A 22540-nucleotide genomic window follows, 5' to 3' on the forward strand; every position below is an offset into this window, starting at 1 on the left:
TCGATCGCTGGAAATCCAATCATGCCCCAATCTTCACGCTGAAACGCACCTCAATCTGACTCATCGGAGATGCTGTTTCGTCAACCCGCGGTCAGTGCCCCCTACATTGAAGGGGAGCGAGGGTCAGCATTGTCGAGCGCACCGTTAGGGAAAGAGCGTAACTGGGTGACGACCGTGCCCGGCCGAGGTTGGTTTCCGCTGCTTAGATTCTACGGCCCGCTCGACAATTGGTTCAACCAGGTGTGGAAGCCGGGCGATATAGAGAAGGACGCATAGGCTGCGCCAATCGCAGCGGTATGGCGGCTACCGTGTGCTCTGCTCCGAAAGCCGCTGATTCTTTCACGGCCAACCTCGTCCGCTCGGGAGCCGGACACCGGAAACCTCCTCTGCCCACGTTTTCCAAGAGCCGGCCGTCAGTTTCAGCGAAACCAACTACATGGTTCAAATCTCGCAAACCGGCCCGCAAAGAATTCCATGAGGAGCCAGTCTGCCAAGGCCAATCTCAATGGAGAATCGCTTGCAGGCCTTTGACTACACAGTCGCGCGTATCGGCGGCTATACGCACCGCAAGACCGGTTTCCTGGGACATCAGCGACCCAAGCAGGGGTGAGAGTGCGCCGCCGCCGGTCAGAACGATTCCGTCCACAAGAATGTCATGGCTCAGCTCCGGCGGAGTTTCGCTGAGAAGTTGACGCACAGCCTCGATGATGACGCGGAAATGCTTTTCCGCAACGAGATCCAATTCCGTGCAAGAAAGCGAAAGCACCGCGGGCATCTGCGTGAGCAGACTGCGGCCTTTCACCTCGATGTATGTCGAACGGTCCGCGCTCTGCTTGACTTCGCTGTACTCTTCCATGACGCGCTCCGCAGTGAGGTCGCCGATGAGCAATTTGTGCCGCAGGTGAAGGTCGTCGGCGATTGCGCGAGACAGCGATGCGCCGCCGACACGAACCGAGCGCGTCCGGCAAATCCCGCCCAATGAGATGACGGCCACTTCGCTCGTTCCAGCGCCGCATTCGACAATCATGGTGCCGGCAGGACGCTCAATGGGAAGCTCGGCGCCGATTGCCCCCGCCAGCGGCTCGGGAACAAGGCGGACCGCGCCGATTCCCGCGTCGCTCGCTGCAGTAAGAAGGGCCGCGCGCTCAGCCTGCGTGGCGTCCGCAGGTACTCCGATCAGGACGCGCGTGCCACCCAAACGCGTTCGTCCCATCGAACTGCGCAGCGCATAGCGCAACATGTGCGTGGCGGCATCGATATCCTGAAGGACGCCGCGGCGAAGCGGATGCTTGATCCGCATGTGGCTCGGTGTCCGGTCCAGCATCTCCCAAGCAGTCTTTCCCGCGGCGAGAAGTTGCTCCCCGCCTAATGGACCCGTGAAGCAACAGAGTGATGGCTCATCGAACAGGATGCCCTCGGAGCGATGGACGACGCGAACGTTCGCTGTGCCGAAATCGATAGCGAACTCGGGCTTCTTCGAGGAAAAAAAGGACATCATGTCCGCTCTGTAACATTCCGCTCCAGGGTTGTCTTCATCATCCCGAAGCAAGGGCCAAGCTCACTCTGTTTGACGCGCCGCTATGAGCAAGGCATGCTGCTGCGCCTATGCACGGACCCCATCGTCATATCCGGTTCGCCCACCACGGGGGACAGCTTCTCGCAGGCAACTAGCCCCGGTTTGGGTGCCGTGTGCATCTGGCCCGGGGAATTCAAGGAAACGTCCGCTGTCTTGTGCAGCGGCCACTCTCTTGCGGGATAGCCAGCATCATGAATACCAAGACAACGGTCAAGCGGCCGCCGATCCACCTCATTGACGATGAGGCCGATATTCTCACCAATCTCGCGCTGGCGGCTGAGCATCGCCTTCCGGGCGTCGCTGAACTCCTCATCGCGGAACTAGGACGCGCGACGCTGCACGGCGCTGGAACGCTTCCTCCCCACACCGTTTCGATGAATTGCTACGTCGAGTTCCTTGACGCGGCAAACGGTTCATCTCGTACCATGCAACTCGTCTATCCCGGTGAAGCGGACATTACTGCAAATCGGATATCGATCCTCACGCCCGTCGGGGTTGGCCTGATCGGCCTGCAGCAAGGACATGTCATATCCTGGCCGGATCGCAGAGGTCGCGATCGCGAGCTTGCAGTCGTCAAAGTTACCGCGCCACCCTCCAAGCGAGTCGCTAATACCGAACCTATTGCAGGCGCTGCAACATGAGGCCTGTGACGGTCGCGCGCGCGTCGAGGTGGCGTGCGAAGCTGTCCCGAAGTTCGCGATTGCCTGCTCGTGACCCCTGATATGCCCTATCGTCTGCGAGTCCAGACGCCCAGCCCGGAGAGTATTGGACCTCTCCGGCAGGCTGGGTAGAGCGATTGCCGGGCGTGAAGCGCATGGCCGCAACTTTCGTCTTGCGCGACGTGTTGCGAGAGCACGCTTGATATGCCTCATTGGCTCATCGCACAGGGCATCTTCATCAAAGCATATGCCGCTTCTTGTAACCGCCGCCTTCAGGCGCCGATCGCCGCTCTTGGGAAGGGCGGAACTGTTCAAGCGGCGCATTTACCAGCAGCTTGAGACAACGCTAAGCCGACGAACTTGCCTTCAACGATTTACCCCGAAGTTGGCGAGCCGTCCCCAGGGTGCCCAAGGCACCGCCGACTGTCTAGCTCGGGTCATGCTTGCCGCTCCTCAAGCTTCATTGCCGTCGATGGCGCTCTTCAACATCAAATGTGAATTGAGCCGTTCAATCCGACGCTTCAAGCGGATCTGTCCCGCCAACCGCGCACAGATTAGATCGAGGCCTGCCTCAGCATTCGCCTCTTCCCCGCACACGAACAGATCGACTGCAGCGATCCCATGTTCGGGCCAAGTGTGGATCGAAATGTGCGATTCCGCCAGCAGGGCCACGCCGGTCACCCCCATACCTGGCCCGAAGTGATGCAAGCGGACATCCAAGACCGTGGCATGCGCGGCGACCGCAGCTTCGCGCAACGTCGCTTCGATCAAGGTCAAATCGCCAAGACCGCTGCATCCTTCGATATCGGCGATGAGGTGAAGGCTGTTGCCGGGTGTGTGTGCCATGTCAGGCAAGACTTTCGAAGGGATGGCCAAGGTGGGACAGAGCCGCCTCGGCAGCGGAAACGCCGCGATGGTGCGCTTCCTCGAACAGGGAGAGGCCGCTCATGTCGGAATGGGCGAAGAGTACCGGTGGCCGGGAAGCGATGGCGCCAAGGCGCGCGGGATCGGTGAGAAAACCCGGCGTCGGACGGATCATCGCATGGCCCCAGCGCCACAGGTCGATCCGCTCGATCGCGCCATCCAGATCGGGGTTCATGGCCAGGAGATCGTCTCGAACCATGGCCTGCCATTCGTGCAGGCTGCGCGTCATCAGAATCTTGCGTGCTTCCGAAGGCTTTTCACGTGACAGCGGGAGATACCAGGTCAGCACTGTAGGCCCGCCATCACTCGCCTCGCTCTGGTGCGTGGCAACAACGTAGCCGAGCGCCTCGCTGGCGGTAGAGACATTGTCCCAGGCGAGGGAAACGCCCTTGCCTTCGGGATGCCGGCCGACGGTGACGTTGGCAACCACCCATGGCGCATAAGTCATCGCGCCTTCGGTCGCGAAGCCGGGCGCGACGCGCGCGGCGACGAAGTGCGGCATCGCCATGATGACGGCCTTGGCACGGATGCGACGGCTGCGGCGGGCGGTGTGATCGAACAGGTCCACCAGTCCGCAGTCGCCATCGCGCTCTACGCGAAACACGCTGTGCGCCGGGTGCAGGTGCGGGTGGATGCGCTCGGCCATCAGCGCGACGAGGCGGCCATTGCCTTCCGGCCAGGTCAGTTCGCGGTCACCATCGCCATTGGTGGCCCAGCCGCGCCGCCCGGCAAAATAGTGGATCCCTGCCCATGCCGAGACATGTTCGGGCTCACTGCCGTAATCGTCGCGGCAGCAATAACGCAGATAGGCCCGCAGCACCGGCGAGGTGAAACGCTCAGCATCGAGCCACTGCGCAAAACTCAGGCGATCGAGCGCGCGGAATGTGGGATCGCTGCTCGATCCCGCCATAGGAATGGCGAAGGCCGGCCGGCCGTCTGCGCCCACCGCCTTGCGATAGGTGTCCATCCGCCGGTCAAATGCCAAGCGCTGTTCACGGTCGGCAACGGTCACACCGGCAGTGGGGAACAGTCCCTCCTGCCAGCGACCGCGCCACAGCAGGCGTTCCTCCAGATCGGCGCAGAGCTGGTAGGGATCGTAGACCGGCACGCCGTCCTGCTCGCCCGTCATCATTCCGAACTGGCGCAGCATGTGGCGCAGTGCACCCGCCTCGCGGTTAGGCACCGGCAGATAATGCGCACCCAGCGGATAGGCGCTGACCGGATTGCGACCCGATCGGGCGTTGCCGCCGGTATGGTCCTCCAGTTCGAACAGGGCGAAGCGATCGAACCCGGCATCGGCCAGCCGCCACCCGGCCGCAAGGCCAGCCGCGCCGCCTCCGGCGATCACCACATCGACTTCTTCCACCGACCCTTGCGGCGCGGGAAACCGGCGATCGCGCAGAAGATGGCCGCGCTGCCAATCGGCCCCGCTCAATTCACCGGGCAGTTCGGCGCCGAACGCGTCCTCTCCGCAGCCGCCCAGCATGGCCGTGCCGGCCGCCAGGGCTCCATTGGCCAGAACTTGCCGCCTGGTCGACTCAGCCTTCATACTTGCCCCATTCCTCGGCAAAGCTGCGGACGAGGGCCTGGTTGTCGAGGCGGTTCACCGGCGTCGGCCGGCGAGCCATGTCGGGCGGAAAGTCGAACATCGCGCGTTCGCTGGACGCGGTCAGAAAGCGCAGGCCCTTGGGCAGCGCCACCGCATCCGAAATCGGCCGGTGCGCCGCCAGCGTGAAGCCCCATTCGCCGAAGCTGGGCACATAGGCATGGTATCCGCGCGAGGTCAGGCCCGCCGCCTCCAGCGTGCTTGCCACCGTCCAATAGGAGCGCGGCGCGATAAGCGGCGAAGTGCTCTGCACCGTCATCACCCCTTCCGGCGCCAGCAGGCGGGCGACTTCGTGGTAGAAACTCTCGGTATAAAGCTTGCCCAGCGAGAACTCGGTGGGATCGGGAAAGTCCACGATTACAGCATCGTAAGGCCCCTGCGCCTGCCGCACCCAGCGAAACGCGTCGGCATTGTGCACGGTGATGCGCGGGGAGGAGAGCGAGTGCTTGTTCAGCGCCGCAAGCTGCGGCGTATCGCGGAACAGGTGCATCATTTCCGGGTCGAGATCGACCAGCGTTACATGCTGCACACGCCGATCGCGCAGCACTTCGCGGGCGGCAAGGCCGTCTCCGCCGCCCAGGATCAGCACTTGCGACGGGTGGGCGACGCGGCCCAGCACCGGCCATACCAGCGCCTCGTGATAGCGATACTCGTCCCGCGTGGAGAATTGCAGGTTGCCGTTGAGGTAGAGCCGCAGATCCTCGTTGCGGCGGGTGATGACGATGCGCTGATAGGGGGTGGAACGCGCGTGGATCACCGGCTCCGCATAGAAGGCCACTTCGGACCAGCGCTGCATTCGGTCCGCCATGGCAAGGCCGACAAGCAGGCTGGCGGTAACAACCAGCGCTGCCGCCATGTCCGCGCCGATCCGGCGCTGGCGGCGTAGCGCCACCAGCAGCGCCAGCGCCACGGCGACATTGGCCAGCCCGAAGACGAAGCCGGTGCGGATCATCCCCAACCATGGCACCAGCACCAGCGGGAACAGCAGTGAAGCGATCAACGCGCCGACGTAATCGTAGGTCAGCACGTTGGAAACCAGCTCGCGGAAGGCGAAGCGATGGCGCAAGATGCGGATCAGCAGCGGGATTTCCAGCCCCACCAGCACGCCGATTGCCAGCACCAGTGCATAGAGCGCCACGCGGAAGTCCCCCACCAGCGGGAACAGCAGGAACAGCCCCGCTGCCGACCAACCGCCCAGCGCGGCGATCATCACCTCTACCCGCACGAATACGCCGATCTCATCCCCCCGCACGTGGCGGGAGAGCCAGCTGCCCACACCCATCGCGAAGAGGTAGGATCCGATCACGGTGGAGAACTGGGTAACGCTGTCGCCCAGCAGATAGCTCGCCAGCGTCCCCGCCAGCAGTTCGTAAATCAGCCCGCAGGTCGCAACGACCAGGACCGAAACCAGCAGGATGACCGCAAGCGAGGCTGGGCCCTTTTCGCCCCCCTCACCCACGGCAACGCCATCTTCAGCCATGGACGGCCGCGGCAATGATGTTGGAAATGCCGATGGCCACCGCGCCCGCCAACAGGGCGACGGCCATGTTCTTGCGCTCGATGATCTCACGCCAGAGTTCGCCGGGGGTCAGCTTGTCCACCAGCACGAAGCTGACGACGAACACGACGATCCCCAGCAGGGCATAGAGCAAGGTCGCAAGAAAGACGGAAACGGTGAGCATTGGCAGGCTCCTCTTACGGTGTTTGGCGATTACTTGTGGGTGGGGCCGGTGCCCCGCACGCCGAAGCTGCCGCCCCGGCCGGCCTCGCGCTGTTCGTCGGAATAGGGCGACCAGGCATAGAAGCTCGTCACCGCCACGCCGCCCAACAGCAGCAGGCAGCAGATCACGTGGAAGTAGAGGCGCGGGGTCATCGGTTTCTCCAGCCGCGATAGATCGCAATGCCCGGCATCAGCATCGCCAGCAGGCAGAGCGTCCAGAAATTGCCGTCGGACATCGTGTTGGTCTTCACCGTCACCTCGACCGGAACCGGATCGGGCTTGTCTTCCGCCCATCCGCCGGAAGGCGTCCCCCAGGCCGACGAAGTGCCGTCTGCCGGCACGTCGGTCGGCCAACGGTGCGCCCCGGTGTCGACAATGACATCGTAGGTGCCTTTCGGCACATGCCCGAACTGGGTCGTGGTCGCGATGCTGCCCTCGCTCCACGGGCCGTCGCTGTCGCTGCCGCTGTAGTGTTCGACCAGGCCGGAGGCATCGATCGACTGCCCGGTGGCGCGATCGACAAGGCTGTAGTCCAGGTCGACCCACTGGTTGTCCAGCGTATCGGCGCGGGCCATCACGCTGACGAACTGCCACGGGCGGGTGACCGTGACCGTGCCCACCCGCAACCCTTCGGCAGTGCGGCCGAACGGCGCATCGACGATGCTGGACATATGCGCCGATCCGCCGGCAAAACCCACCATCAGGAGCAATCCCGCCAGGATCGTGAGCATCGAGACGCCCAGCAAGGCCGGAATGTCGCTGGCTTCGGATCGCGCTTCGGCTGCGAAAAGCGCATAGCCACGCGCCTGGCCACTGGAGCGTTTGGGCGCCTTCGGCGGCTCCGACGCAAAAATGCCGAACGCGCTCTCCACCTGGCCCTCGGACAGCGCGACAAGCTGCGTCCAGTTCACCTCCCCATCGGATTCCTCACGCGAAAGCGAGGAAGCGCGGCATTCGTAGGACGTACAAAGCGCGCGGTCCCCGCTCGCGACCCGCCAGTAGAATTCGCCGATCACGGTATCAGTGGTGGCGAGGGCCGCTTCATCCTCTTGCCGGAAACGCTGCCCCCGCCAGACGACGGAGCTGCCATTGTCTTCAGGTCGATCGAGCAGCATCGTGCCGAACTGCCAGTCACCCTCATACTCGACGAGCCAGCGATAGCCGACGTAGGGGTTGAACAGCAGGTATTCACGCCAGCTGTCCCCCGCATCGCTGCGAGTCAGCGCGCCGATCACTTCCCATTCCGTCTCGAACAGGCGCCCACGGCTCCCCAACGGCAGCGCAAAGTCGGCAGCAGCGCGGTTGTGCCGCTCGATGATTTGCACTTCCGGGCGCGAGACGTCGAGGATCGAGCCGCAATACTGGCAGGCAAGATTTACCGACCAGCCCGCCGCGCGTACTTCCAGCGCGCCACCACAATTGGGGCAGGAGACCGCGCGCACGGCCTTTTTCGGAGCTTCCCGGGGCAGGTTCACCGCATCTGCTCCGGCACCGTCCAGCCCTCTATCTCGCTCAGCGCGCGGGGCGACAGGTCGGCAAGTTCATGCCACGAACCCAGCCACGCCGTCGTCCCCTGCGCGTCGCGCTGGAGGGAGAGTGCCTGCCCGCCGAGTGCGCGGAAATCGACATTGGTCACCGCCCAGCCCGCGCGCGGCGGGAACGGCAGGTCGCCCTCGCCACCCAGGCATTCCGCCTGCTTCACGTCGGTGACCGCGAATTCCACCCCGTCCACCAGCACGGTCTGTCCGGGAACCGGCTCAGTCCCATCGGCAAAGCTGCGCGCCAGCGGGGATGTCATGACGTCAGCCCGCTCGGCGGTCAGCATATACATACCCATCGCCTCGCCCAGCCAGCGGACATCGCCGGCATCAGAGGCCAGCAGCCATTCGTTCCACGATCCGCCGCTCCAGCCCCAGCGCACCCGGCCGGCGACCACGAAATCGATCCCGTCGACATGGAAACGCGTGCCAATCTGCACCGGCGACACGTCATCGGGGACCGCGGCAACCTTGCCGACCTCCTCCACCGACTGTCCCTGCCGCAAGATCAGCGACTGGCAGTGACTGCAGGTCGTATAAGGCGCGGAAAGGCCCCGCACAGGCAGGGCCGCGCCGCAGGACGGGCAATTGATCACGCCGATGTTCCCCCCGAATACCTTCGCGTCAGCGGATGCGCGAAAGCAGTTCGGCCTTCTTGGCGTCGAACTCCTGCTGGCTCAGCGCGCCGATGGTGACGAGCTTGTGCAGCTTCTCGATCGTGGCGATGGGGTCTTCCTCTGCGGAAGCGGGGGCAGCCGAAGCCACCGCACCCAGTCCGGCCGACATCGCGCCGCTCAGCGCCGTTGCCGCCGCCACGCCCGCGCCGATCCCGGCCACGCCGCCGTCTGCACCGGCCGCCTGCTCGATCGCCTCGGCCGCCTGAAAGCGGGTGTACTGGCCAAGATCGCCTAGCACGCGCATCGACGTTCCCTTGTCGAGATGCGCCTGCACCTCTTCCGGCAAGGAAACGCTCTCGACATAGAAGCTGAGGCATTCCAGCCCCCACTGCGCGAAAGCCTTGTCCACTTCCGCCTTGATCCGATCCGAAAGCGCCTGCTGGTTTGCCGCAAGATCCAGGAAAGCTATGCCGCTTCCGCCCAGCGCGGTTGCGATCGCGGTCTGGATCGCGGCGCGCAATTGCGGTTCCAGCGAGGTGGCTGACACACCCTGAAGCGTACCCACCACGCGCGAAACGAACGGCTCCAGTTCCGCCACCCGGAACGAATAAGACCCGAAAGCGCGAATGCGCAAAGCCCCGAATTCGGCATCGCGCACGGTCACCGGCTGCGCCGTGCCCCACTTCAACCCGTGCTGTTCCTTGCGCGAAAGAAACACCACGTCGGACTTGAAGGGCGATTTAAAGCCCTTGTCCCAGTTCATCAGGTTGGTCAGCACCGGCAAGTTCGCGGTGTTGAGCGTGTGCAGGCCTGCCTCGAAGAAATCAGCCACGCAACCTTCGTTGACGAAGACTGCCACCTGCCCCTCGCGCACCGTCAACTGCGCGCCGTTCTGGATTTCACGATCCTCGAACGGAACACGCCACGCCAGTTCGCCGGGCTGTTCCAGCCATTCGATCACGTCAACGAATTGCTTGCGAAGAAAACTGAACATGGGAAACCCCCGCACCATTGGCGAGCTTTTCTAACGGCTTTGAGCTCGACTGAAAAGCGCTCACATCAGATCAAAGTGGTCGGCAATCGGTTTGCGCCGTGACCGATTAGGAGATGACGGAGCACCTCTGATCCACGATCAGTCGGGGCGTGGAAGCCAGCGGATGGCCAGTCACGGCATAAGCCGACAGTACAGCGATGGGGTCGGATCGACGTGATTTGGGTTGGATTCCGCCGGGTAATTTTTGCCCGGCGGAATCCCGTTCATGGCTGTAAATGGGCCGCGTTTCAGACCCTTGGTGATCGGATCATGGCCGACAGCGGCGCAGGAAATCTCAACACTTATGGTAGCGCGTCGAAACCCGGCGGCGAACTCTGCCACGGATAGCCTGCGAGCCCCATCTTCTCGCCGGTTGCGTAGAGGGCCTGCATATACGCTTTATCGAATTCTTCCAGATGGGGATGATTGAAGCTCTTGGGTATGTAAGCAAGATTGAAAGCAATGTCGTCGCGCTGGGTGGTCGTGTAGATGCGATAGAGATCACCGATGCCCTGTGTCTGGGTTAATGAGGACAGCGCCCGCATCGCAATTGTCATTGTCTTACGCTCAACATCTGCCCAATCGGGGTCAAGGCGCGCGTTGCGTATGACATACAGAGTGCGCTTACGCTGCTGTAGTTCATTGCCGGCGATTGATCGCAACGAGGGCGGGTAGAAAAACACCTGCGCGACCGTGCCGCCGTCCGCATGCATTTCCTGGTGCGCTACGCCGTTGACAGACACGTTGATCATAACCGGCGGAAATATGCCAGGAATGGAAGCCGAAGCCACCAAAACGCGGCGAAATAACTCCGGTGCGCCTGGATCGGGACTGGCCGCTAACGCAGTCATGTTCCAAACAACCGGCTCGAGCGTATCAAGATCAGTGGTTGCAACCAGCAACAGTCGCCCCTTGCCATATTCTGCGGCAATCGCATCCAGCAGCGGCTTGTCGACAAAGCGCCTGACAAGCTGCATCAAAGGGGTTGTATCGGCCATCCCGTCACTGAACATGCCCTTGATCAGTCCGCGCTTCTTCATGATGTCGGCCTGCGTTATTGTTGTATAGACTTCCGTCAATTGCTTATCATAGTCTGGACCAAGAAACGCGAAGGGCGCCGTAAGCGCCCCGGTGCTGATCCCGGTTACAACCTTAAAGGATGGGCGCGTACCCGATGCGGTCCAACCGTTGAGCAGGCCAGCGCCGAAGGCGCCATTGTCGCCACCGCCGGAAATTGCCAGATATGAGGCCGGTGGCAGCGGTCCAATGTGTCCTTGCGATGCAAGATACGCGAGTTCCTTCTTTTGAGCCGATATCGCTTCCTCGGCAAACGGCGCCACATCACGTGTCACCATGAACCGGATCCTTCCAAAGCCGGGATCAGCGAGTGTGGTTTGCGCCTGCGGAACGGCCGCCTCGCGCTTCAGCGTCGCACATCCTGTCAAGATCATCGGCATCGTCAGGATTACCAGCATTACTCGCAGCCAATGGATTAACTGCCAGCGATCTCGAGTTCGGGCCAGGCTCTCAATATGTCGGGTCATGCGTCACGCCGTTGTGAAGACTGCTCGCAAGTTAGCAAAGCTTGCTGTGCAGGAGGATCAATGGAAACCCCTAGAAGGGTCGGCACTTTTCCGAGCTCGTCGAAGTTAGGCGCCGGCAGCGTCAGTGCTGGACAACTCGATTTGAGCCGCCCTCGGTGGCGGGCACGATTTGATGAGCTGGTATCGCAGCGCTTTGGACACGGCACGCTTCGCATCTCGGGAGGAACTGGCGCAGCCGAAGCTCACGATCATATCGCCCACTATATATCGGTCTACGCCCGCGAACCCCCGGTCTTGGAAGCTAGCGGCCCCTCCCGCCCCCGGTGACAAACGGTGTAGGTTCATCGAATCCAGGCATCGCCAAAACAGCAATCGTTTCGCGTTCCGCATCGGCAAGCCTTTCAACGGGCATCACGAAACCCTTTCGAAATCACCTGGCTTCCAGCTTCCGTCGAACGCGGCAGCTTCCGGGCCATAAATCCGGAAGTAGACGAACCAGCCTTTGCCGGGGATTGTCCTGATCCAGCGATCTTCCTTGCCCGCGGGGGCGGCGGGGCCAAAGTATAGTTCGGCGTTGCTGCCCGAGATATCCTTCAGCTCGAATAGCGAGCGCAGCGCAGCCTTGTTCTGATCCGTCGCCACTTGCGAGCGGGTCTCGGCGTCATACACCGTCACCGACCAGAAGAGCTTGCCGGGAACCGGCAGGGGCACAGTCAGCTTGTAGGCCGCTCCACCGTCAAGATAGGTGCCTGCATTGTCGCGGTGACCAAGCCAGTAGAGCGATCCGGCTTGCGTATCGCGCCGGAACATTGCGGGCGAAGCTCCAATCGCCTGGAAGAACCATTTCTCCCGTGCCTCAAGGTCGAGATGGACGCCGGTATTGAAGTCGCCGTCCTCATATCGCAGGCTTGCCCATTCCCACTTGCGGTCGGGCCAAACAATCCGCTCGGGACTGTCATCGTCGAACGAGCGCACCCGCATCTGCGCGTTGCCGATCCGAGCCGCTTCTTCGAGAGTGGCGCGCATCCGTGTGTCTGGCGTGAATGGCTTGCCGCGCTCGATACCCAGGGCAGCCAGTGCGCCATATTCGTTATGATAGCCCGCAAATGGTGGCTGAGTATCGATGGCGTACTTCAGTTGCTCCCAGAATTGGAAGTTCGTCTCCCAAGCAAGCGGCGTTGTATCCTGCGGGATGTCGGTCAGGTCTTTCCAAACGGGCTCTTCCCACGGCACGGAAGCGTCTAACGGATAGACCTTGATCGTCGTCAGCCTGGCCTTGGCTGCCGCTACGTCGCCGTTCACCGGCAGCGAACGCGCACCGACAATCTGGAGATTGGCGCTGGTGCGATGAATGTAATACCCGCTCTCGGGCAATGGGCCGGTATAGTCCGGCCCAACCAGCAGGTGCTTGCCGCCTTTTCCGGCATCCGGTCCCGGCAAGCCCATGTCGGCCACCCACCGCTGGTTCATGTCGATGGAGCACACGATCAGTGGTCCCGGCTGCAATTCGATCACCAGCGGACCGACGCTGAGATCCAGATCCATCGGGCCATAGGGGGTATCGGAATTACCGGTGTACATGAGCTGCACGGGTTTGAGTTCCAGGGTTCCGAACACCTTGTTTAGAACCAGTCCGACCGGCTCGTTGCCCTTGATCATCGCAACCCCGGATACGGTCGGATAGAAGAATTTGTACGCCTCAACGGCGCGGTTCAAATCGGCATCGCCATACGCGCGCTGTGAACTCTCTCGGGTCGGGTAACCGCCCTGAAATTCATATTGGCTGGTCGTCATGCGCGCCTCCTCAGGCGGGTTGGTTGGCTGGCCGCTTCAAGATTTTGCAGAGGGCACCGTCTGAAACTGGGGCAGGTCGTCGGTGATCGTGAACCAAGGAGCCTTGTCGGCTACGAAGACATGAGCGATCGGCCTAACGCCGGGATCGTCATCCAGCCCGCCCAATTGGACGCCCAACCGCTCGACGCCGCCACCCGTGACGGCGGACGGATCAATCCGGTTCGCGACCGGCGATCCGCAAACTCTGCAAAAGCCACGATGCGTACCTGGGGAAGACTCGTAGATGGTCACGAGATTCTCGCCCTGGAGCCAGTGGAAATCGGCTGGGTTGACCCCGGCGCGCGAGCGGAACGCGGCGCCATGTTGCTTGCGACACATCGTGCAGTGACAGTTGGCAGCTGCCTGAAGCGGGCCGGTGATCTCGTATTGGACACCGCCGCACAAGCAGCTCCCTCTAATACTCGGCATGGCCGCACTCCGCTGGAGAGATCAGAAGCAATCCCTCGGAACGGCGCGGGCCTAAATCGGGGCTATCCCTGAACTCCCCTCGGGAATCTCCGCATGTTTGCCTAGTGGCCGAAACTCGCCGGCCCATTTGCACGCAGCCCGGACCTTGGGAGCGCAAGAGGTCGCTCACCACAGCGAGCGCCGGAGGTGCCTACCCCGGGAACCTGCTGTTCAACTTTTTAGATCACCATTTTGAACATCGATGGCATGGAAGGGCTCTATGGTGACTGTCTACTTCGACCAGGCAGATCGACCGCTTTAGGTGAAATCGGACGTTGACCGATGCGGATGGCAACGACTGGGTTTGGGTCGCGACCTGCCGGTGGTGCCCTGCCCTGCTCCGCCGGCTAAGCGAACGTGCTGCCGTCGGTTCACCAAATTGTCCTTATGGGGGTTCTCAACCCTGACACCGTTATCGGCAATGTACCTGATTGCGATCATTGATGTCACGGGCATTATTTTCCGCTGTCAGCGGAGAAATGCGAATGGTGCGCGCCAATCTTTCGCTCGTCGCGGTCTGGACTTCTGCGACTTCGTGGCCGAGCTTCGAACATGGAGGGGCCCGCCCTCGGTTTCAGCGAACCTCAACCTCCACGCTGGCCATGGCGGCTGCATTCCTGGTGTGTGGCGCCTTCCCCCGAGGCGCGCATGCCCAGCAACTTACCGCGACAGGCGGCAACACCGTTAGCGCTGCGAACCAGAGTTATACCGCCGTAAACGACAGCGCGACGGGGTCGGCCGTTGTTTCTAACAACACGTCCAGCACCAGCAGCACGATCAACGGAACCAACCTTGCCGCCACGTCGACATACGCAAATGCCTATGGCGTCTACGCGCGCGGCAGCACCGTCAATCTGACCGGTGGATCAATTACCAACACTGCCGGTACGGCTGCGTCTGGGACATCGTTGGGGAGCGGCTCGGCAGTGCTGTCGTTCACCAACTTGACAGTGATTGGAGCAACCGCGGGAATGGTCCTTACGACCCAGACCGGTGCGCTGAGCCTGTCAGGCTCAACTCTCTCGGCACTGGGCGGGAAAGGCATCGACGCACCAGCGCGCGTCAATTCTCTGGCCAACACGCTTCTGACAGCGAGCGGCACGGGCATTGCAGTCCGTTTGACAACGGGCATCGCCCTTTCCGACGGTGATGTCATCTACGCGGGTCTGCGCCTGGGGACGGATGCGAGCAATCCGGCGACCTTTGGTAAGCCGGTGACAGCCACTGGTGCGCTGGCCAACGGCCCCGATCAGTACATTGCATCTGGCGGATCGGGCATGGGCATCTCCGCCGAGAGCGGGGCCACGGCCTGGGTCAACGTCGATCCGACGACCGGTCTTGCTACTGGGCGTTCCGGCACGATCGTCACCTACGGGCCGGACAGCACCGGAACGGCCAGGGACAGTGCCGGAATCAGCGCAACCGGCAACACGACGATCAATGTGGCAAACGAGGCGATCCAGACGCGCGGAGCCAATGCCTATGGCGCGCAAGCCCAGAGCGGCGCAAAGCTCGATTTTACGCGCGGGGGCAGTTCCATCGTCACAACCGGTGATTCCGCACGCGGGCTCTACGCAACGGGGTCATCGGGTTCGACGGCCTCAACCATCGATGCGACCAGCCTCTCCGTCAGTACCAGCGGTGCCGCCGCGCATGGCGCCTTTGCCATCTCCGGTGGCGCGATCACCCTGAATGGCGGCAGCATCACCACTTCCGGGCAACAGGCGAATGCCATCAATGCCAATGGGGGTAGCGTTTCAGCGACCAATACCACCATCAACACTTCCGGGGCCGGCAGTCGCGGCGCCTTTGCTGTCGCGGGGGCGCAAGTGACGCTTTCCGGGGGGGCGATCACGGTGACGGGCACGGCAGCTGGCACCGCAAGCGCTTTCGGCATCTATTCCGGAAGCGCTGCAAGCGTCCAGACCAGCAACGTCAACGTAACAACCTCGGCCGCAGGGACGCGTGCTGTGTTCGCGGACACCGGCAGCGGGATCACGCTGAACGGCGGGACGATCCGCGTCGAAGGATCCGATACCATCGCGCTGGGAACGAACGGCGCTGGGTCCCGGATTACCGCATCGAACCTTGTCGTGCAGGCCACCAACACAAACGGACGCGGTTTCGAAGCCACCGGTGGCGGCGCGATCGATCTTTCCGGCGGCGGTAACAGCGTGACCACTGCGGGAAACACTGGGCACGGCGTTCATGCCAGTGGAATCGACACAGTCAGCGGTACCGCATCTTCCATCAACGGGGCCAATCTTGCGGTTCAGACCAGCGGCGCCGGTGCGCACGGCATCTTCGCCGACCTTGGAGCCCAGATCACGCTGGGCGCCAGCGTCACCGTCACCACCAACGGCGATGCCGCGATCGGGTTGGATGCCAACGGTGACGGTTCCCTGGTCAAGGCGGGCAATGCGCAAGTCACGACCACCGGCGCAAGCAGTTGGGGGGGCTTCGCCACGCGCGGTGTGCTGGACCTGAGTTCGGGTGGCGCCGCCATCACGACATCCGGCACACAGAGCTACGGGCTCTTTGCAGTCAATCCAGGCGGGACGGTTATCGCCGCCAATGCCACGGTCTCGACAAGTGGCCTTGCGGCGCATGGCGCTGCGGCCACGCTGACCGGCTCGCTGGACCTGACCAACGTCACCATCAGCACCACAGGGAATGGGGCAGCCGGGATCGCGCTGCAATCGGCCGGGACGACCTTGCTCTCGGGCGGGGGCAACAACGTTGCGACCACGGGCGCAGGGGCGGACGGCATCTATGTGTTCGGCGGGGCCAGCGTTGGCTTCAGTGCGTCCAATCCGCTGCCGGTATTGACCGTTTCCGGCGCCGGTAGCGCATTGCTGCATGTCGACGGCAGCGGCAGTGCAGCTTCGCTCACCGGAGTGACGCTTGCCAACAGCGGCACGTATTCAGGCATCACCGGCGCGCTGGTATCGGGTGCGGGAACGCTGACGCTGAACAATGCCACGGTGAACATGAGCGGCGGCCAGTCGATCGGCGTGGAAGTGCGCGGCGCCGGTTCGACGCTGGTGTCGCGGGGTACATCCGCGATCGTGACGAGCGGTGTAGGGTCCGATGTCCTGCTGGTCAGTCAGGGCGCTTCGGTCACGCTCGATACGGCAACGACGCGGCCGACGATCTCGACAACGGGTGCGAATAGCACGCTGCTCCATGTCGACGGGGCGGGATCGACGGCCACCCTGCGCGGGATCACCCTGTCCAACCCCAACACCACGGCCGGCGTGATCGGCGTGCGCGCGACCGGCGCGGGCCTGGCCACGCTCGACCAGGTCAATGCCGTTACTACCGGCACCGGGCTCTACGCCGTCGGGGCGGGCTCGCGGATCGTGGGCACAAACCTTGCCGTCTCGACCTTGGGCGCCAGTGGACACGGTGCCTGGGCGAGCGGAGGCGGCAGGATCGACCTTGACCCGACCACCATCATCACGTCCGGCACCGGGGCCTATGGCCTGCTCTCGGACGGGTCCGGGTCGATCGTCACCTCATCGGGCGATTCCATCTATACCGGCGTGCGGTTGGGCACCAATGCCGCCGATCTCACGACCTATGGCAAGCCCGTCACGTCCACGGGGGCGTTGGCGACCGATCCCAGCCAATATGTCTCTTCCGGCGCCAGCGCAGCTTACGGGGTGCTGTCGCAGAATGGCGGAGCGGTCTGGCTCAATGTCGATCCGAGCACGAGCGCGGCGACCAGCGACGCCGGGATCGTGCGCACGCTAGGCAGCGACAGCGACGGACTGCGTGCGGACGGCGCAGGCTCCACTATCGCGGCCGCGAACGAGACGGTGACGACCAACGGCGTTCGCTCGCCGGGAGTACACGCCTTGAACGGGGGCGCGATCAACCTGATCGGCGGATCGGTAACGACCACCAATACCTCCGGCACGGGCGCTTTCGCCAATGGCCTCTTCGCGGAAAGCGGGGGCACTGTCACTGCCTCCGGGGTAGACGTGGTCACCAACGGCAGCCGGTCATTCGGCGTGCAAGCGGATACCGGAGGCACGGTCAACCTGACGGGCAGCGCCGCAGATCGCTCGACCGTCACCACGCTGAATGCCAATTCCGTTGGCCTCACCACCAGCAGCGGCACGATCAACGTGGCCTATACGGACGTGGCCAGCGGCAGCCACGGCGCGATTGCAGAGTTGACCGGCCAGATCCATTTCGGGGACGGCGGCTCGACCATCACCACCGCCAATCCGAATGTCGTGGGGCTGGGCGCGAACCTGGGCGGGATCATCGATGCGACGGGTCCGATCACCGTCAACATGAACGCGGCATCTGCCAGCACTACCCCGGGACGGACCGCTGCCTATGCCCATGACGGCGGCCAGATCGCGCTGGCGGCAGGGTCCGTGTTCAACATCAACGGCGGCGCCGGCGGCGCGGGCATGATGGTGGACAATTCAGTCCTTTCCCGCAGCATCGATGGGCTTACCATCAACCTCAACGCCGTTGGCACCACCAGCTCTGCAGGCAGTTCGGGCGTCGTGGCGATCAACGGCGGCCAGGCGGCATTCGACGGGTTGACCGTACAGGGCACCTCCGCGGCGTCCGGCGCACTGGCGCGTGGCGCCGGGGCCAACATCGCCTTGGCCGACAGCAACATCACCGTCGCTGCGCAAAGCCCCAATTACTACGTGCTGACCGGCAGCGGATTCCTGGTCCTGTCCACCGGATTCCAGACCAATGGCAGCACGCCGGCGCACGGCGTCGCGGCATGGCGCTGGCGCAACGCTATCGGCGGCAGCCAGCGCCATTTCCGTCTCCTCCACTTATGGCGCTGGCGTCTATGCGCTGCGCACCGGCGTGGTGACGCTGTCGGGCACGGATGTGACTACCACCGGATTGGGCACCAGTGGTCTGCATTCCACCTACGGCACGATCACCGCCACGAATTCCACCGTGAACACCACCGGAGAGGGCACCGCGATTCTGCTCGCTTCCGACACGACTACGCCCGCTGCTGGCGACCGGAGCGTGGTGCAGATTACCGATACCACGGTGCGGGCGACGGGAACGGAAACCTTCGGCTTCTATTCGCGCAATGGCTACGGCACGACCGCGAACCTGTTCACCATGACCGGCGGCAGCCTGACCAGCGAGCAGTCGGTCGCCTTGGGGGCGGGCGGACGGACGGACATCGTGCTCGACGGTGCCCAGGTGCAGGGGCCGGACGTCTTCGTTGCCTATGCCCAGAACAGTTATCAGCAGAGCGGCCTGCCCGCTCCGGTGGAGACGCTGGTCAACCTGACTGCGACCGCCAGCGACCTTGTGGGCGATAGCCTGGTGTCGACCGGCTGCGTCTACGATACCTATGCCGATCGCAACTGCGTGACGCAGACCTACGCCACCGCCAATGTCACGCTGGATCAGGGCTCCACGCTGACGGGAGCTTTCCGGACCGGCACCGGTAGCACTGCCAATCTGGACCTTCGCGATGATTCCACCTGGACGGTCACGGCCAATTCCAACGTTACGCTGCTGCGCAATGACATGAGCCAGGTGCTGTTCACGGCGCCAGTGGGCGATCCGACGCTGGCCTCCAGCTACAAGTCGGTCACGGCCGTGAACTACGAGGGTGCCGAGGGCCTGATCGGCATGCACACCTATCTGGGCACGGATGGTTCGCCCAGCGACCTGCTCATCGTCGACGGCGGCACGGCGAGTGGGACGACCCGGCTGGGCATTACCAACACCACCGGAGAAGGCGCCATCACCACCGGGAACGGGATTCTGGTAGTGGAAGCGGCGCGTGGAGCAACGACGGCCTCGAATGCGTTTCGTCTGGCCAACTTCGTGATCGCCGGGCCTTACGAGTACACGCTGCACCGTGGCGGGGTAGAAGGATCGGAGCCTGACAGCTGGTTCCTGCGCAATACGCTCGAACCGACGCCAACGCCGACACCAACACCAACGCCTACTCCTACTCCTACTCCTACTCCTACTCCTACTCCTACTCCTACTCCTACTCCTACTCCTACTCCTACTCCTACTCCTACTCCTACCCCTACCCCTACCCCTACCCCTACCCCTACCCCTACCCCTACCCCTACCCCTACCCCTACCCCTACCCCTACCCCTACCCCTACCCCTACCCCTACCCCTACCCCTACCCCTACCCCTACCCCTACCCCGACCCCTACCCCTACCCCACCGCCGCCGTGCACCGAAGAGCCGTGCCCGACGCCGCCCCCTACGCCCACTCCCACCCCAACGCCGCCCGCGCCCCCAACCCCGACGCCCACGCCCACGCCCACGCCCACGCCCACGCCGCCCGCTCCGCCGGTGATCAATCCCGCGGAAGTGCGGCGTGAAATCTCGGTCTATTCGGCAGCGCCGGCGATCATGATGATGCAGGGCCGCTCGATCCTGGGCACGCTGCACGATCGCGTGGGTGAAGAGGAACTGCTGCGAGGCAATCCTGCGTTGGGCGATTCAGACTACCGCAATGGCATGTGGGGTCGCGTGGTCTACCATCATGCCGAATATTCGGCTGATCCGATCGGCATCTATGGCAGCGGGGCCGCCTACGACAGCGACTTGTGGGCCGGGCAACTCGGCTTCGATCTCTATCGCGCGGAGGACGAGAAGGGGAACCGAGATCACGCCGGCTTCTACGGCGCCTATTCGAAGATCAATGCGGATGTCGATCACAACATCCTGGACCTTCGCGTGCACGGCGGCTCGCTCGACGTGACGGGTTATACGGTCGGAGCGTACTGGACGCATTTCTGGAAGAATGGCGCCTATCTCGACGGGATCGCCCAGGTCACCTGGAACGAGTTGGAAATGCAGGCAGGGCGTATCCGGCCGGCCTATACCAAGGGCATGGGCTATGCGCTCTCGCTCGAAGGTGGATATCCGTTCGATCTGGACAAGGTGAAGATTGAGCCGCAGGCCCAGCTCGTCTACCAGAACCTCTCGCTCGACAGTTTCTCCGATCAGGCCGCGACGATCCGCTATCGGGATACCGACTCCCTCGTCGGCCGGCTGGGCGTGCGCGTGGCGACGACGGGCCCCAAGGCGTTCTGGTTGCGGGCCAATCTCTGGTACGAATTCCTGGGCCACCCCCACACGGAAGTCTCGTCGGAGGATGGCTACGTGCCGTTCCGGGCGGACCTGCAGCGGCTGGTCGGCCAGTTCGGTGGCGGCTTCACCATCCCGGTCGAAGCGCGGACCGTGCTATTCGGTGCGGCGAACTACGACACCACCTTCAACGGTAAGGGCAGCGGTTACGACGCCAAGCTGGGGGTCAGGATCAACTGGTGAGCGGTCGGCGGATGGCAGGCCAGGAAACTGATCCTACAGTCGGCGGGCCGACAACGGCGCGTCTTCTGGGCGCCAGGCGTCCAACTTGCGGCGTTATCGCAATGCACGCGGCGCCATTGCTTTAGCGTTGTCGCACGCCTGCTCCTGCCACTGAAACCCCGTAGCGCGAGGTGCGAGGAATTCTTTTACTATTTTCGGGTTTTCCCCAATCGCCGGACGCAGTGAGATTGGGAAGCATGGCTGCCTCGTCAACTTGGAATGCGGCCGCCGATGACAACCCTCCCCCGCTACCATTACCAGACGAAGATCCCGGCCGAGATCACCACGCCCGATCAGGTTTCCACCCGGATCGGTCAACTCGATTATTTCGACGGAATACCAACGGCCGAAACAGCGGCGAAGTTGTTCGATCATCTCGACTTCCTGCGCGGTGTCGAAGCGTTTCTGAGCGGGGTGCCCGGCGCGTCGCTTGTCGCGATCCGGCGCGCGCTGCGTGCCAGTGGGGCGACGGGGAACTGCATGGCGATATTCGAGACGCTGATGGATTCGCGCTCGATCTTCCTCACCGCCAATACCGAGACGATCTATTGCTGGAACTGGATGGATCTGAAAGACGGTCCGGTGGTCGTCGAGACGCCGCCCAACGTGCTCGGCGTGGTGGATGACTTCTGGTTTCGCTATGTCACGGACATCGGCAATGCCGGTCCCGATCGCGGCAAGGGTGGCAAGTATCTCTTCTTGCCACCGGGATACCAGGGCGAGGTGCCTGAGGGCTATTTCGTGTTCCGGCCGGCGACTTTCGGCAATCTGCTGTTCCTGCGCGGCTTCATGCAGCACGGCGATTCCGGACCGGGCGTGGCCAGCGTCAAGGCCGGGGTTCGGATCTACCAGCTCACCGATGCCGCCAACCCGCCCAGGACCAGCTTCGTCAATCTTTCGGGCAAGGACATGAATACGGTCCATGCCAATGACATCCACTTCTTCAAGGAGCTGAACGAGATCATTCAGGAGGAGCCGGTCGAGGCTTACGGCCCCGAGGCGATGGGCATCTTCGCCGCGATCGGCCTCAGGAAAGGCACGCCGTTCGCGCCCGATGCACGGATGACGGCGATCCTGACCGATGCGGTAGCGGTAGGAAATGCGACCGCTCGTGCGATCGATTTCCGCAATCGGGATCCGGAATCCCTGATCTATCCGGACCGGCAATGGCACACGCCGTTCATTGGCGGCAGCTACGAATGGCTGACCGACGGCTGGCGCAATTACGATGCGCGAACGATGTTCTTCTACGCCGCAACGATCGACACGCCGGCGATGGCGATGAAAATGGTCGGCATCGGCTCACAGTATGCCTCCGCCAATATCGACGCTGACGGCGAGCCCTTCGACGGGGCGAAGACATACAGGCTGCATGTGCCTGCGGACGTGCCGGCGAAGGATTTCTGGTCGGTGGTGCTCTACGACCCGCAGACCCGATCGATGTTGCAGACCGACCAGCAGTTTCCGAGCTTCTCCAGCCAGATCAACCCGGTGATCAACGCAGATGGCAGCGTCGATGTGTGGTTCGCGCCGGAACGGCCCGAAGGCGGCGCGAACTGGGTGCAAAGCGTGCCGGGAAAAAGCTGGTTCACGATCTTTCGCCTCTATGGCCCGCTCGAGCCCTGGTTCGACCAAAGCTGGAAACTCCCCGACATCGAACGGATCGGCTGAAGGA

16 protein-coding genes are annotated in these 22540 nt (G+C 63.1%); 4 read left to right on the forward strand and 12 right to left on the reverse strand.

Translation table 11 applies throughout. The features are described from left to right. Positions 1-502: 502 nt before the first annotated feature. Positions 503-1498, reverse strand: coding sequence for a rod shape-determining protein (locus tag WBP06_RS24455; RefSeq protein WP_395334856.1), 996 nt, complete (start codon positions 1496-1498; stop codon positions 503-505). Between the two features lie 269 nt (positions 1499-1767). Here WBP06_RS24455 and rnk point away from each other — a divergent pair, with 269 nt between their 5' ends. Continuing rightward, the gene (gene rnk, locus WBP06_RS24460; protein ID WP_395334858.1) at positions 1768-2217 is read left to right on the forward strand and encodes a nucleoside diphosphate kinase regulator; all 450 of its coding nucleotides are present in this window, start codon (positions 1768-1770) and stop codon (positions 2215-2217) included. Between the two features lie 471 nt (positions 2218-2688). Here rnk and speD read toward each other — a convergent pair whose 3' ends face one another. The 11 genes from speD to WBP06_RS24515 all read right to left on the reverse strand — a co-directional run bounded on the left by speD (position 2689) and on the right by WBP06_RS24515 (position 13479). Beyond that, complete coding sequence (gene speD, locus WBP06_RS24465) at positions 2689-3081, reverse strand: adenosylmethionine decarboxylase (RefSeq protein WP_395334860.1); 393 nt, start codon at positions 3079-3081, stop codon at positions 2689-2691. A gap of 1 nt (position 3082) precedes the next feature. Beyond that, a complete protein-coding gene (locus WBP06_RS24470) occupies positions 3083-4708 on the reverse strand; it encodes an FAD-dependent oxidoreductase (RefSeq protein WP_395334862.1) in 1626 nt (541 codons plus the stop codon). Then, positions 4698-6245, reverse strand: coding sequence for a polyamine aminopropyltransferase (locus WBP06_RS24475; RefSeq protein ID WP_395334864.1), 1548 nt, complete (start codon positions 6243-6245; stop codon positions 4698-4700). The genes WBP06_RS24470 and WBP06_RS24475 overlap by 11 nt, the downstream gene beginning before the upstream one ends. Beyond that, positions 6238-6447, reverse strand: a complete 210-nt coding sequence (locus WBP06_RS24480; protein WP_395334866.1) for a DUF350 domain-containing protein — start codon at positions 6445-6447, stop codon at positions 6238-6240. The genes WBP06_RS24475 and WBP06_RS24480 overlap by 8 nt, the downstream gene beginning before the upstream one ends. 29 nt (positions 6448-6476) lie before the next feature. Then, entirely contained in the window at positions 6477-6638 is a 162-nt protein-coding gene (locus WBP06_RS24485; protein WP_395334868.1) for a hypothetical protein, read from the reverse strand. Next, positions 6635-7960: a DUF4178 domain-containing protein gene (locus WBP06_RS24490; protein ID WP_395334869.1), complete on the reverse strand. Its 1326-nt coding sequence runs from the start codon at positions 7958-7960 to the stop codon at positions 6635-6637. Before WBP06_RS24490 ends, WBP06_RS24485 begins: the two co-directional genes overlap by 4 nt. Next, the gene (locus WBP06_RS24495) at positions 7957-8619 is read right to left on the reverse strand and encodes a DUF4178 domain-containing protein (protein WP_395334871.1); all 663 of its coding nucleotides are present in this window, start codon (positions 8617-8619) and stop codon (positions 7957-7959) included. The genes WBP06_RS24490 and WBP06_RS24495 overlap by 4 nt, the downstream gene beginning before the upstream one ends. A 28-nt stretch (positions 8620-8647) precedes the next feature. Continuing rightward, positions 8648-9634 carry an SPFH domain-containing protein gene (locus tag WBP06_RS24500; protein WP_395334873.1) on the reverse strand — a complete coding sequence of 329 codons (987 nt, stop codon included), beginning with the start codon at positions 9632-9634 and terminating at the stop codon, positions 8648-8650. Between the two features lie 341 nt (positions 9635-9975). Beyond that, entirely contained in the window at positions 9976-11217 is a 1242-nt protein-coding gene (locus WBP06_RS24505; RefSeq protein WP_395334875.1) for a patatin-like phospholipase family protein, read from the reverse strand. Between the two features lie 411 nt (positions 11218-11628). After that, the gene (locus WBP06_RS24510) at positions 11629-13011 is read right to left on the reverse strand and encodes a DUF1254 domain-containing protein (protein ID WP_395334877.1); all 1383 of its coding nucleotides are present in this window, start codon (positions 13009-13011) and stop codon (positions 11629-11631) included. 36 nt (positions 13012-13047) lie between these two features. Further along, entirely contained in the window at positions 13048-13479 is a 432-nt protein-coding gene (locus WBP06_RS24515) for a GFA family protein (RefSeq protein ID WP_395334879.1), read from the reverse strand. 1010 nt (positions 13480-14489) lie between these two features. On the opposite strand from WBP06_RS24515, the gene WBP06_RS24520 reads away from it, so the two are divergent. The 3 genes from WBP06_RS24520 to WBP06_RS24530 all read left to right on the forward strand — a co-directional run bounded on the left by WBP06_RS24520 (position 14490) and on the right by WBP06_RS24530 (position 22536). Then, positions 14490-18839 carry a beta strand repeat-containing protein gene (locus tag WBP06_RS24520; RefSeq protein ID WP_395334880.1) on the forward strand — a complete coding sequence of 1450 codons (4350 nt, stop codon included), beginning with the start codon at positions 14490-14492 and terminating at the stop codon, positions 18837-18839. A gap of 49 nt (positions 18840-18888) precedes the next feature. Then, positions 18889-20826 carry an autotransporter outer membrane beta-barrel domain-containing protein gene (locus WBP06_RS24525; protein WP_395337574.1) on the forward strand — a complete coding sequence of 646 codons (1938 nt, stop codon included), beginning with the start codon at positions 18889-18891 and terminating at the stop codon, positions 20824-20826. 270 nt (positions 20827-21096) lie between these two features. Beyond that, entirely contained in the window at positions 21097-22536 is a 1440-nt protein-coding gene (locus tag WBP06_RS24530; protein WP_395334881.1) for a DUF1254 domain-containing protein, read from the forward strand. Positions 22537-22540 lie beyond the last annotated feature (4 nt).

Origin of the sequence: Novosphingobium mississippiense (assembly GCF_044029535.1) — a bacterium.
Taxonomy (GTDB): domain Bacteria; phylum Pseudomonadota; class Alphaproteobacteria; order Sphingomonadales; family Sphingomonadaceae; genus Novosphingobium.